The organism is Streptomyces sp. NPDC057617 (assembly GCF_042800555.1).
Classification (GTDB): Bacteria; Actinomycetota; Actinomycetes; order Streptomycetales; family Streptomycetaceae; genus Streptomyces.
Genome location: NZ_JBHVGV010000010.1, coordinates 106,506 through 118,215, shown reverse-complemented (window position 1 = coordinate 118,215; position 11,710 = coordinate 106,506). Strand labels below are relative to the sequence as shown.

At 71.6% G+C, this 11,710-nt stretch carries 12 protein-coding genes; 4 read left to right on the top strand and 8 right to left on the bottom strand.

What is annotated here, in order from left to right; translation table 11 throughout:
• Positions 1-112: 112 nt before the first annotated feature.
• Positions 113-520, bottom strand: coding sequence for a rodlin (locus ACFU9P_RS24585; protein WP_376377661.1), 408 nt, complete (start codon positions 518-520; stop codon positions 113-115).
• Positions 521-688: 168 nt separating this feature from the next.
• A complete protein-coding gene (locus ACFU9P_RS24580; RefSeq protein ID WP_376377688.1) occupies positions 689-1,099 on the bottom strand; it encodes a rodlin in 411 nt (136 codons plus the stop codon).
• A gap of 204 nt (positions 1,100-1,303) precedes the next feature.
• Between ACFU9P_RS24580 and ACFU9P_RS24575 the strand changes: the two genes are divergently transcribed.
• The 3 genes from ACFU9P_RS24575 to ACFU9P_RS24565 all read left to right on the top strand — a co-directional run bounded on the left by ACFU9P_RS24575 (position 1,304) and on the right by ACFU9P_RS24565 (position 3,368).
• Positions 1,304-1,714 carry a rodlin gene (locus ACFU9P_RS24575; protein ID WP_376377659.1) on the top strand — a complete coding sequence of 137 codons (411 nt, stop codon included), beginning with the start codon at positions 1,304-1,306 and terminating at the stop codon, positions 1,712-1,714.
• Between the two features lie 298 nt (positions 1,715-2,012).
• Positions 2,013-2,249, top strand: coding sequence for a chaplin (locus ACFU9P_RS24570; RefSeq protein WP_376377656.1), 237 nt, complete (start codon positions 2,013-2,015; stop codon positions 2,247-2,249).
• A gap of 93 nt (positions 2,250-2,342) precedes the next feature.
• Positions 2,343-3,368 carry a chaplin gene (locus ACFU9P_RS24565; RefSeq protein WP_384084434.1) on the top strand — a complete coding sequence of 342 codons (1,026 nt, stop codon included), beginning with the start codon at positions 2,343-2,345 and terminating at the stop codon, positions 3,366-3,368.
• A gap of 85 nt (positions 3,369-3,453) precedes the next feature.
• On the opposite strand, the gene ACFU9P_RS24560 is transcribed toward ACFU9P_RS24565, so the two are convergent.
• Both ACFU9P_RS24560 and ACFU9P_RS24555 read right to left on the bottom strand, forming a co-directional pair.
• Complete coding sequence (locus tag ACFU9P_RS24560; protein ID WP_384084783.1) at positions 3,454-4,782, bottom strand: NAD(P)-binding domain-containing protein; 1,329 nt, start codon at positions 4,780-4,782, stop codon at positions 3,454-3,456.
• Between the two features lie 179 nt (positions 4,783-4,961).
• On the bottom strand, positions 4,962-6,329 hold the full coding sequence (locus ACFU9P_RS24555; RefSeq protein ID WP_384084431.1) for an ATP-grasp domain-containing protein: 1,368 nt from the start codon (positions 6,327-6,329) through the stop codon (positions 4,962-4,964).
• Positions 6,330-6,505: 176 nt separating this feature from the next.
• On the opposite strand from ACFU9P_RS24555, the gene ACFU9P_RS24550 reads away from it, so the two are divergent.
• Positions 6,506-7,735: a glycoside hydrolase family 26 protein gene (locus ACFU9P_RS24550; RefSeq protein WP_384084428.1), complete on the top strand. Its 1,230-nt coding sequence runs from the start codon at positions 6,506-6,508 to the stop codon at positions 7,733-7,735.
• Positions 7,736-7,756: 21 nt separating this feature from the next.
• Here the strand turns inward: ACFU9P_RS24550 and ACFU9P_RS24545 are convergent, their stop codons facing one another.
• Genes ACFU9P_RS24545 through ACFU9P_RS24530 form a run of 4 tightly spaced genes read right to left on the bottom strand, consistent with a single transcriptional unit; the run spans position 7,757 to position 11,710 of the window.
• Positions 7,757-9,106, bottom strand: coding sequence for a GNAT family N-acetyltransferase (locus tag ACFU9P_RS24545; RefSeq protein WP_384084425.1), 1,350 nt, complete (start codon positions 9,104-9,106; stop codon positions 7,757-7,759).
• Complete coding sequence (locus ACFU9P_RS24540) at positions 9,106-9,798, bottom strand: lipopolysaccharide biosynthesis protein (protein WP_376377646.1); 693 nt, start codon at positions 9,796-9,798, stop codon at positions 9,106-9,108. Before ACFU9P_RS24540 ends, ACFU9P_RS24545 begins: the two co-directional genes overlap by 1 nt.
• Positions 9,795-10,970 (bottom strand): glycosyltransferase, encoded by a 1,176-nt coding sequence (locus ACFU9P_RS24535; RefSeq protein ID WP_376377644.1) that lies wholly within the window; start codon positions 10,968-10,970, stop codon positions 9,795-9,797. Before ACFU9P_RS24535 ends, ACFU9P_RS24540 begins: the two co-directional genes overlap by 4 nt.
• A complete protein-coding gene (locus ACFU9P_RS24530; RefSeq protein ID WP_376377642.1) occupies positions 10,967-11,710 on the bottom strand; it encodes a polysaccharide deacetylase family protein in 744 nt (247 codons plus the stop codon). Before ACFU9P_RS24530 ends, ACFU9P_RS24535 begins: the two co-directional genes overlap by 4 nt.

Genomic DNA, 11,710 nt, shown 5'->3' with positions numbered 1-11,710 from the left:
GGGGGGCCCGTCCATCTCCGTGTTCCCAACGGGCAACCCCCCGACCCCCAAAACAAAAAAAAAGCGGCTCCCTTCCCTGTCTCCCCCCCCCCCCGGGCCTCCGAGATGGGCGTCAGCGGTTGTTGGCACCGTTCCCGGACAGGATCGGGATGTCGTCCAGGATGTGCGACAGCGGCTCGTCGCCCTTGGCCTGGGTCGAGTTCTCGACACACTGCTGGTTCTGCGGCGACGACAGGACATTGATGTCCTGGACCGTGACCGGGATGGCGCCGATGAGAGAGCCCAGGTTGGCCTTGATCGGCAGACCGACGCAGGGCTTGTTCAGCGAGCCCTGGACCAGGCCGAGCTGCGGGCTCATGTCGCCCTTGGTGGAGGAGTTGCCGAAGGCCTGCTCGGCACCGTTGCCGCTGAACGACGTGGTGCCATGGTCGTCACCGATCGCCAGGGCCGGCGACACGGCCGCGGCGGACGCCCCGACGATCGTGGCCGCTACCGCGGCGGTTGCCCACAGCTTCTTCATGTAAATGCCTTTCCGGAAAGTCGGACCCCACCGGTGGAGTCCGATTGTTCAACCCGCCGATGGACGGAATGGTTGCGGCCGTTCCCTCGAACGGCGTATCGCATTAACAGCGAAAAAGACCGGACCGCCGCGGGATTTCAGCGACGGTCCGGCCGGCCGGCCGATTTCTCAGTGGTTGCCCGTGCCATTGCCGGACAGGATCGGGATGTTGTCCAGGATGTGCGACAGCGGCTCATCGCCCTTCGCCTGGGTGGAGTTCTCGACACACTGCTGGTTCTGCGGCGACGACAGGACATTGATGTCCTGGACCGAGACCGGGATGAGACCGATGAGAGAGCCGGCGTTCAGCTTGGCGGGCAGACCGATGCAAGGCTTGTTGAGCGAGCCCTGGATGAGCGCCATCTGCGGGCTCATGTGGCCGTACGTCGCCGAGTTGCCATAGGCCTGCCAGGCGTCGTTGCCGCTGAACGACGTGGTGCCATTGTCGTTGCCGACGGCCAATGCCTGCGGAGCGGCGGCGGCCGAAAAGCCGACGGCAGAGGCGGCGACAGCCGCACCGGCCATGACCTTCTTGATCATCACGATGAGTCCCCTTCTGACGGATGCCCCAAGACTGCGGAGCCCCCTGAGCAACTTCCCACCGTGTGTTTGGTTCTGGCGCTTCACCCCAATGGTCTATTACCGGTGATCAACTAGCCGATCGGGTGAAGCAGCGGAACCAAACCGCTGACGCGCGGTTGTCCAGGTCGCCCCACCTGCATTTCCTGAGAAAAGGAACCCATCGTGATCAAGAAGATTATGGCCGGCGCCGCCGTCGCCGCCTCCGTGGTCGGCATGTCGGCTGCGGCGGCGCCCACCGCGCTCGCCATCGGCGACGACCACGGCACCACGTCGTTCAGCGGCAACGGTGCCAAGCAGGCCTTCGGGAACTCCTCCACCCACGGCAAGATGAGCCCGCAGCTCGAACTGGTCCAGGGCTCGCTGAACAAGCTCTGCCTCGGTGTGCCCGTCAAGGTCAACGCCGGCTCTCTCATCGGCCTCATCCCGGTCACGGTCCAGGACGTCAATGTCCTGTCGTCGCCGCAGAACCAGCAGTGCGCGGAGAACTCCACCCAGGCCAAGGGCGACGAGCCGCTGTCGCACATCCTGGACGACATCCCGGTCCTGTCCGGGAACGGCACCGGCAACCACTGACCGGTACCGCCTGCCACCGCCCGGACGACGCTCCGGGCCGACGGGCCGGCCGGGGCGACGGTGCCCCGGCCGGCCCGTCCCTTATTCCCTGCGGACGCCCGCCGGGCAGAAACGAAAAAGCCCCGGAATCCCTTCGCGCGGCATTCGAGTGAACCAGCGAAAGCCATAAAACAGGACAGTTTCCTTGCCGCGCGCCTCATCGTTGGAGTTCCAGCAGCGGACGTGCGGGCCGAGAAATCGATGCCCGCGTGCCACGACAGTCGTGCGGACGAATTCGCCGCTGCGGAAAGGGCTCACGATGAAGTGCAAGAAGGCCGCAACCATCGTCGCAGGTCTGCTCATGACGATGGGCGCTGCCGCCCCGGCCATGGCCGACGCCGAGGCCGAAGCGGCCGCAGTCGGTTCCCCTGGCGTCCTCTCGGGCAATGCCATCCAGGTGCCCATTCACGTACCGATCAACCTGTGCGGCAACACCGTCGACATCCTCGCCCTGCTGAACCCGGCCTTCGGCAACACCTGCGTCAACGCCGACTGACGCTTCCCCGTCCGGTCCCGGAGCATGGGGTTCTCCCTGCTTCGGGACCGGTCTCAGTCGGTCCCGAAGTCACAGCAGGAGGAGAAAAGAGAAATGCGAGACCGCATCAGCAAGGGGCTGCTCACCGCCGCGGCGGCGTCGGGCGTGCTGGCCATCGGCGGTGGTTATGCCATCGCGGTGGAGGGCGACGTGGTGGCCGCCGGATCACCGGGAGTGCTGTCGGGCAACAGTGTTCAGGTACCCATCGAGGTCCCTGTCAACGTCTGCGGGAACACCGCGGATGTCGTCGGGGCGGGCAATCCCGCTTTCGGCAACGCCTGTGCCAACGGATCGGGCGCCGCGAGACATCCGGCCCCGCACGGGGCCCCGGCGCATGACCGGCACCCGGCGCCCGAGCACGGCGACGACCGTACGCCGCCGGGCGCCCACGCCCCGGACCACGCCCCCGGACGGGATTCCCACGAGGCTCAGGGCCCGCACGGCCAGGCCGGTCCGGGCGCCTCTCACGGTCTGCATGGCTCGCACGGCTCGTACGGCAAGCCCTCCGGCTCCAGTGCCAGTGCCATCGCGAAGGGGTCGCCGGGCGTGGGCTCGGGCAATGCCCTTCAGGCGCCCCTCGACGTCCCGGTGAACGCCTGCGGCAACTCGGCCAACCTGGTCGGTCTCCTCAACCCGGCCTTCGGCAACGGCTGCGCCAACAACCCGCCGCAGGCCGCCCACCACGAAGGCCCGGAGGGCCCCGGCGCCCACGAAGGCCCCGAGACCGAGGCGCCGCCCCAGAACCCCGAGGCGCCCGGCGGTCCCGAGGCTCCGGGCGGTCCCGAGACACCCCAGGCACCCGAGACCCCTGAGGGCTCCACGCCGCCCGACGGCCGGACCACAGAGCCGTCCGGGCCCTTCGGACCCGCCGCGCCTCCTGGAGACCGGACCACTCCGGGCTCGGCCACTCCGGGCTCGGCCACCCCCGCCGAGCACCCCGGCGCGGCCACCACCTCCGAGACCATCACGCTCGCGTCCACCGGCAGCGACACCAACCTGTTCGCCCTGGCGGCGATCAGCGCGGGTCTGCTGCTCGGGGGCGGGATCCTCTACCGGCGCGGCACCGCCGCCCGCCGCTGACCGAAGTAGCGCCCTCCGGCCGGGAGAATCACGGGGATTCTCCCGGCCGAGGCGTTTCCAAGTGAAACCGAGAGCTGACAGCTCGTCAGGAGAGCTGTGATTTCCCGGCCGTTGTCGGCTCCGGTGAGCGGTCCGCCCCGGACGCCTGCCGCTGCCGGACCGTACCGAGCGATCCGCCCACCGGGGCCTCGGCCACTGCGCCGCCTGCTCCGCCCCGGGCCCCGAGCCGCCGCCGTACCCCGTGCACCAGCCGCTCCGCCGTGTAGGCCGCTCCGTACACGAACCGCATCGACGGGCCGAACGACGGCGCGCTCAGCAGCCCGGCCAGGAACAGCCCGGGGTGCGAGGACTCGAAGAGCGGGCTCGCCTCGGGCGCGCTGCTGGGGCGGACCGTGGTGAGGGTGGCCCGCAGGCCGGAGTCGAGCACACCGAGCCGTTCGAGACCCGGGGTGAATCCGGTGGCCGCGATCACATGGTCCGTCTCGACGACCCGTACCCGGCCCGCGATGGAGACCAGTTCGAGCCGTACGCGCCCGTCGTCCACCGGGTCCGCGTTGGCCACGCTCTCGCCGAGACCCGCCTCCACCGCGGACTCGAAGCGCTCCCGCAGCCACCACGCGCCCGCCGGACCCAGTGCCGAGGTGAAGACGCGCGCCCGGGTCGCGGCGGGCAGCCGGCGGAAGAGGCCGGGCGACTCCGCGTACAGCCAGTTCTTCCAGCCGCAGCCCAGTCCGGTGTGCGGCTGACGGACCGTCTCCCTGAGGGGGCGGCGCAGGGGCGGCGGCAGGGTGTTCCAGTTCAACTGTCCCGACCGGGCGACCACCCTGACGGTGGTGCCCTGCTCGGCGAGGAGCGCGGCGGTCTCCAGGGCCGCCTGGCCCGCGCCGATGACGGTGACGTCCCGCCCCTTGAAGCGCGTCAGATCCGCGTGATGGCTGCTGTGCGAGACGTGCTCGGCGGTCAGCGCGAGCAGCGGCCCGGGGATGTCGATGAACGGCATCACACCGATCGCGAGCGCGACCGTACGGGCGAGGACGCTCTCGCCGTCCTCGGTGGAGAGCCGGAATCCGCCGGGGCAGGGCCGTACGGCCGTGATCATCCGCTCGTCGACCGGCGGGGCCGCGCGCTCCGCGAACCACAGCCCGTACGAGGCGAAGAAGCCGACCGGCAGCGGAACTCCGTGCCGGACCTCCACCCCCTGGGTCGCCGCGTAGTCGGCGAGGCCGAAGGCTCCTCTCGGGTCGGACAGATTCGACGCCCAGGGTTCGGACTTGAGGAACATCCCGGGCGGCATGTGGTCCCGCCAGGAGGCCATCGGCCTGCCGAACACCCGCAGATCGAGTCCGGCCGCCGCGGCGTGCGCGGCGATGGAGAGTCCATAGGGGCCTGCGCCCACCACTGCCAGGTCGTGCATCATGTGTCCCGCTCTCTGTGCCGGGGTCGGTAGCCGGGGGTCGGCCGGAGTGGTCAGTGTCGGAGTGATCAGTCGGGTCGGTCGGTTGGTCTGCGAGGCCGGTCTGCCGGGCCGGGCGGTCCGCGAGCCGGTCCTGCGTGGCGATCCGCGGGTACGGTCCGCCGCCCCGCGGCCGCGGGTCATCCGGACCCGTGCGGGACCGCGGCGCCCGGAGTGGTGGACTCCGGGCTGCGCCCGCGCGGCGGGCGGATCACCGGGCTCGTCCGCGGCAGCACCGGTTCGCGCTGCCCCGGCTCGCCCGTACGCCGCCCGCCCGCACCGCGCCCGAGCGCCCGCTCCAGGCCGCGCCCGAGCCCGCGCTGTCCCCGCCGTACCGCGTGCAGTCCCCAGGCGACGGCCATGGCGTACGCGGGCGAGGGATCGTCCGGCGCGAACCACGCCGTCTCCACGGACCCCGTCCTGCGGGATCCGTCCGCGCGGCCGGAGGGCAGGGCCGTGAGGGCGGACAGCAGCGCGTAGTTCTCCACCATGAACGTCCTGCCGTGCGCCGCGGTCTGCGCCGGGACGGTCCTGCCGGTCAGGTCGAGATGGAGCGCCCGTACGACATCGGTGCCCGCCCGGTCGGTGAAGAGCCGGAACTGCGCGCCGGGCCGGGGGTTGAAGTCCAGCAGGTGGTAGGCGCCGGTCGCGGTGTCACGGCGGAAGTCGAGATCGAGGATCCCCCGGTAGCCGAGCGCCGCGACCATCTGACGGGCCGTCCGCTCGACCGCCGGATTGGGCAGCCAGGTGCCCACCGCGGTCAGCCCCGCCCCGGCCGGCCAGGACCGGTCCTTGCGGCCCGCCGCCCCGACCAGGCACTCGCCGCCGCCCCCGCTGTATCCGTGGAAGAACCAGTCGAGGCCCCGGCCGTGCGGCAGGAACTCCTGGAGCAGCAGCCGGCTGCCCGCCTCGGCGCTCCGCCCGTACAGTTCGCCGGCCTCGCGCGCGGAGCGTACGAGCTGGGTGCTGCGCAGCCCGCCCGCCTCCGGAAGCAGCCACGGTCTGCTCCACTTCGCCACCACCGGCAGCCCCAGCGTCCGCGCGGCCGTCGCCGCCTCCGCCGCGCAGCCGGGGATCACCGTCCTCGGGTGGGCGATGCCCAGATCCCGGCAGATCCCCACCAGCTCCGCCTTGTCAGCGACCCGCTCGGGCAGTCCTGACGGCTGCTCAGGCAGCAGATAACGGCCGGTCAGACAGGTCTGCAGCCGTCCCACGGCGATCGCGCTCAGATCGTCCATGGGAATGAGCACCGCCGGGGTGCCGAGCCGGTCCGAGACACCTAGTAGCAGTCGCTGAATGTCCGCCAGATCCCGGCAGCCGTCGGGCCGTGGATGCGTATGGCGCAGATAGCGGGAGTGCCCCACGGGCCCGCGCGCCGCCTCGACCACCGCGTGCACCTCGATCCCGGCCCGGCCGAGGGACCGGACGGCGCCCAGCGTCCCGTGGTGGAACGGGTTCTGGTCGAGCCTCAGCAGTACGGCGGGAACGCGGGTGTCCAAGCTCGGCACGGTGGTGTGTCCTTCAATTCGATGGCCCAATGCGATGGCCCAAGCGGGGGATGAAAAGCACGGACGGACTACTGGAGTACCGGACCGGGTTCCCATTCGGCTTATTAGAAATACTTTTGAGCGAGCGTGACCATCCGTGGCCGCGGAAGTGGTCCCGACTCGCAAGGAGCGCGTACATGTTCCAACGACCCCGCCGCAGAAGGATGACGGTCGCGTGCCTGGGTGTGGTCACGGCCGCCCTCCTTTCCTCGGGCGCGGTACTGGCCGATCCTGACAGCCCGCCAGATCCGGACCGTACGGGCGGGCGCAAACCGCCGCAGGCGCCCTCGCCCGCGATGGGCGCCTATCTCGACTACGGCCCCAAAGGCATCGAGCGCATTCCCGCGCTCAAGAAATGGCTCGGCGGTGCGGATGTCCGCGTCGGGCACACCTATCTCCCCGGGGACCTGTGGTCCAACATCGAGGGCGCCCCGGATTTCCTGGAGCAGTGGGCCGAGTGGCGAAAGGCCAGGGACGACCGGCTGTTCGTACTCAACGTTCCCATGCTGGAGCGCAACGAGGACCATGTCAGGGACTCGGTCGTCCGCCGTGAGCTGTACAAAGGCGCGGCGGGCCGGTACGACGAGCATTTCAGCGCCTTGGCGCGACGGCTGGTCGGGCTCGGTGTTCCCGATACGGTGATCGTGCTGGGCTGGGAGATGAACGGGGCGACGTACACCCATCGCTGCGGGCCCGCCCCGGCGGCGTGGAAAATGTACTGGCGCCGCATTGTCACCACCATGCGCGCCGTGCCGGGCCAGAATTTCCGTTTCGATTTCGCCCCCAACCGCGGCCGCGACGCCGTTCCCTGGACCTCGTGTTATCCGGGCGACGATGTCGTCGACATCATCGGCATGGATTCGTACGACCAGCCGCCGGGCCGGACCTTCCGGGAACAGGTCGACGAACCGTACGGACTCCAGGACCATGTGGACTTCGCCGCCGCGCATGGAAAGGTGATCTCCTATCCGGAGTGGGGTCTCTTCCGCAATGGTGACAACCCCGAATACATGCGGGGCATGCTCCAGTGGATCGACACGTACAAGCCGCTCTACAACACCGTCACCGACTACTGTCCGCACGGCGTATGGCAGTGCGAGCAGAATCCCGAATCGTCGAAGGTGTACCGGTCCATGCTCTACGGCCGCGTGCCGGAACCGGCGCCGACACCCGCGCCGACACCCAGTCCGGCACCCACGCCCACTCCGACGCCGACCCCAGCGCCCACACCGGTACCGACATCGCCTTCGACACCGGCGCCCGGCCGGCCCGCCTGTACGCCGATGGACCTCGGCCCGTGGATCGAGAAATGGCTGGGCGGGAAGGTCTGCATCCCGCTGGACTGGTGGCGGCGGCTGGGCTCCTGAAGCGCGGCCGCCCCGGCGGCCTCATGCCTTTCGCAGCCGCTTGACCAGCGCGGCGGCCCTCCCCCGGGCCGCCGCGCGCCCGGTCAGCAGCAGCATCGAGGGCTCCAGATACGGCCGGCACAGCAGGAAGCGCCGGTTGTGAACGGTGTCCGGGCGCCAGTGGTGCTTGTACGGCTCGTTGCCGCGCAGCATGCTCAGCGCGGCGCGCCCGCTCCCGCTGATCCGGCGGGCCCCGCTCCGCAGCAGCATCGTGGCCACATCCACCTTCTTGGCGCGGAGGACCGGATCGGCCCCGTACAGATAGCCGCCCGCGAGCTGCCCCGACATCAGGGTCAGATCCGCGGCGACCACCTCCCCGCCGAGCAGGAACTCGGTGACCCGCGCGTCCCCGCACCCGGCCATCGCGCCGACCGCGCGGGTGAGGTGGTCCGCGAACCGGGCGGAGAGATGCTCGGGGGTGACCCCGCGGCCCTGCCACTGGCGCCGGTGCAGCTCCAGCAGCCGCGCGACCGCGACGGGGATCTCGCCCTCCGGCACCACCCGCTCCTCGATCCCGAGCGAGTCCAGCTTGCGCAGCTTCGCGCGGAAGCGCTGGGCGCGGGAGGAGGCGAGCCTGCCGAGCAGCTCGTCCATGGGGACGGCGGGCAGTTCCAGACAGAGCGAGTCGGCGAGCTGCCTGCGCGGCCCGTTCCAGCAGGAGTAGAGACGCTCCGCCGCGGCACCCGGCCGTACCTCGCGCAGATCGATCACCGCCGTACGGGCAGCGCCCTTGAGGGCCCTGGCCAGCGCGGACGCGGCGGCGTCGGGGCAGCCGTCGTCGAGCAGGACGTCGGAGAAGTCGGAGATGGTCCCGCCGAGCGGTACGAGGACCGGGACCGGACGGTGGACCAGCATCAGCGGCGCCGCCGCGACGAGCTGCCCCGCCCGGCGTACGAGCACGATCCGCAGCCGTCCCGGTGTGCCGTACGACTGCCACCAGGAGTGCAGCCAGGCGTGGCTCTGGAAGGGGGTGGCGGTACGGCACCGGCGGTGCAGCGCCTGCCAGGCGGGCCCGAGCGCGCCGAAGCGGCCGATGTCCCGGCACAGCTCGGTGGTGAAGGCAGGCCCCGAGACAAAAGCGCCGGACACGCCGGAAGCGCCGGAGGAGGCGGCGGGCGCGGTGGGAGTGGCGGAGACCAGCGGGGCGGAGGCCGCGCGGGACGGCTTGGGCGGCACAGGCGATGCGGGGGACGCGGGGGTCGGCCCGGCCGGTACGCCGGCCGGCTTGGGCGCCTTGGCCGGCACCGGGGATGCGGGGGGTACGGAGGGGCCCGGGCGGGCCGCGGTCGGGGTCGGGGACACGGCCGTTCCGGGCCTCGGTTCGGCGGCCATCAGACCGCCTCCGTCCGCGACTTGGACCCCGGCTGCGGCTCGGGTGCCGCCGCCGGGGCCGGCACCGTCGCGTGCACCTGCTGCCCGGTCCGCCGCCCCGGCCGTACCAGCAGCCCGAGCCCGCCGAGCAGCCCGCCCGCCCCGGCCCCCACCAGGGCCGCCAGCGGCGCGGACACCGAGACCGGGCTCATCGGCGCGACCGCCCGCGAGAACTGGATGACCCGTACGTTCGTACTGCTCTGCAGATGCGAGCCGTTGACGACCAGCGAGCGCGCCACCCCGTCCGCCATGTTCACCGCGGTCGACGCCTCGGGCGAGGTCGCCGTCACCGAGATCATCGGCGCGTCCGGCGAAGTCGCCGTCCGCACGCTCTCCTTGAGGGTCCGCGCCGACACCCCGGCCCAGACCGGCGCGTCCCCGAGCAGCGCCACATGCGAGGCGATCCGCCCGTACGCCGTCGCGAACCCGAGCGCCGCCGCCGGGTCCGCCTTCTCGGTCGGTACGACGAGGACATAGCTGGTCGCGGAGTACTCGGGGGTACGGAGCAGCCCGTACGCGCCCCCGGCCAGCGCCCCGGCCAGCGCCGTCGCCGGTACGACCGCCCAGACCGGCAGCGCCTTCAGCCTCGCCGCCACCGGGGTGCGCCGCGCGGCCCGGCGCCGCGGAGGACTCGACTGGTGCGACTCGTTCATGAGCAACTCACTTCTCGGGTGGAGGCCGTACCTCGGACGGCGTGCTCGTACACCGCCATCAACTGGTCGGCGCTGTGAGAGATGTCGTAGTGGCGCGCCGCCCGGGGCACGGGCAGCCGTTGCGGCGGTGCGCCCTCGAACCGCCGCAGTTCGGCGGCCAGTTCGGGTACGGAGCCGCTGATCTGCCGGGCTCCCGGCGCGTCTTCGGCAGGCAGGTCGTGGAGGGCGGGGCAGGTGACATGGAGCACCGGGAGACCGGCTGCGAGGGCCTCGACGACGGCGAGCCCGAAGGCCTCGTCGTAGGAGGTGGAGACGAAGACGTCCATGGCGGCGAGCAGGGAAGGCAGGTCGAGGCCCGAGGACCTGCCCGAATCTGATGCCTCGTCAGTTTTCACTTCCGGTGGCGGGTCCTCGCACGCACCGTGCAGCAGCACCCGCCCGGCCGCCCCCTGCTCCGCCGCGAGCCGCCGCAGCCGCTCCCGCTCGGGCCCGTCGCCGACCAGGAGCAGCCGCGCGTAAGGGAGTTCGGCGACGGCCCGTACGAGCGCGTCGAAGCGTTTGCTGCCGGTGAGCCGGCCGACACCGCCCACCACAAAGGCGTCCTGCGGCAGCCCGAGACGGCTCCGGGCGGCGCGGCGGGCGTCCTCGTCGTACGCGAAGCGCCCCACGTCGATGCCGTTGGGCACGACATGGATACGGTCGCGGCGCACCCCCCAGCGCTCCAGGCGGCGCGCGACGGTGGCGGAGACGGCGACCGTCGCGGTGCCCAGGCGCTCGCCCGCCAGATAGAGCGAGCGGGCGCTGGTGGAGAGCTGTCTGCCCTCGATCTGGACGGCGCCCAGGGAGTGTTCGGTGGCCACGATGGTCCGTACGCCCGCGAGCCGCGCGGCGAACCGCCCGTACAGACAGGCCCGGTAGAGATGCGTGTGCACCACGTCGTACCGCCCCTGCTTGACCAGTCTGGTCAGCCGTGGCAGCGCGCCGAGGTCCTTGTTCCCGGCCATGGCGAGGTCCGTGACGGGCACGCCGTCGGCGACGATGCCCTCGGCGACCGGGCCGGGGTTGGTCAGCGTGATGACCTCGCTGTCGGTCGGCAGTCTGCGGAGCAGGAGCCGGAGCTGCTGCTCGGCGCCGCCGATGCCGAGTCCGGTGATGATGTGCAGCACCTTCACCGGCCCGTCCCTCCGTCAGGTCCGGCCGGTGCGCCGGCGTACGCCGCGTAGTCCGCTGCCGGGACGGGCTCGCGGCGCCAGCGGTGCAGTCCGTGTTTGAGGCGCAGCCGCGGTCCGGTGTCCTTCTCGCCGACATGGACCCGGGGCAGGGCGAACATCCCGGTCAGCGGCCCGGGGCTGATGGCGCAGGCGTACGCGTAGCCGGCGGCCCGTACGGCACCGATCACCCGGGTGTCGACCGCGCCGTACGGATAGCAGAAGCCGGTCACCTCGGCGCCGGTGAGGGTACGGAGGATCTCCCTGCTCCGGGCGGTCTCGGCGGCGAGCAGGTCGTCGTCGGCCTTGGTGAGATCGGTGTGGCGCAGGCCGTGGGAGCCGATCTCCATGCCGGCCGCCTGGGCGGCGCGGATACCGGGCCCGGTGAGGAGGGGCTTGCTGGGGCCCGGCCTGTCCCACTCGTTCGTACCGCCGAGCCGGCCGGGCAGGACGAAGACCGTTGCAGTGAACCCGTACTTCCTGAGCAGCGGTACGGCGTGGTCCAGGAAGTCCGCGTACCCGTCGTCGAAGGTCAGCCCGACGAGTCCGGCGCCGCGGCCCTCGGCGCGTGCGCGCAGCAGCCGCTCCATGCCGACGCCGGTCAGTCCGCGCCGGCGCAGCCAGCCGAGCTGCCGTTCGAGACGGGCCGGGGAGACGGTCACCTGGTAGGGGTCGTCGGCCGTGTCGGCGACGGAGTGGTACAT

Coding starts and splice junctions, on each gene's coding strand:
- ACFU9P_RS24530 (WP_376377642.1), bottom strand. CDS start 11,710: ATGTACCACTCCGTCGCCGACACGGCCGACGACCCCTACCAGGTGACC.
- ACFU9P_RS24570 (WP_376377656.1), top strand. CDS start 2,013: ATGAAGTGCAAGAAGGCCGCAACCATCGTCGCAGGTCTGCTCATGACG.
- ACFU9P_RS24565 (WP_384084434.1), top strand. CDS start 2,343: ATGCGAGACCGCATCAGCAAGGGGCTGCTCACCGCCGCGGCGGCGTCG.
- ACFU9P_RS24585 (WP_376377661.1), bottom strand. CDS start 520: ATGAAGAAGCTGTGGGCAACCGCCGCGGTAGCGGCCACGATCGTCGGG.
- ACFU9P_RS24560 (WP_384084783.1), bottom strand. CDS start 4,782: ATGCACGACCTGGCAGTGGTGGGCGCAGGCCCCTATGGACTCTCCATC.
- ACFU9P_RS24540 (WP_376377646.1), bottom strand. CDS start 9,798: ATGAACGAGTCGCACCAGTCGAGTCCTCCGCGGCGCCGGGCCGCGCGG.
- ACFU9P_RS24545 (WP_384084425.1), bottom strand. CDS start 9,106: ATGGCCGCCGAACCGAGGCCCGGAACGGCCGTGTCCCCGACCCCGACC.
- ACFU9P_RS24580 (WP_376377688.1), bottom strand. CDS start 1,099: ATGATCAAGAAGGTCATGGCCGGTGCGGCTGTCGCCGCCTCTGCCGTC.
- ACFU9P_RS24550 (WP_384084428.1), top strand. CDS start 6,506: ATGTTCCAACGACCCCGCCGCAGAAGGATGACGGTCGCGTGCCTGGGT.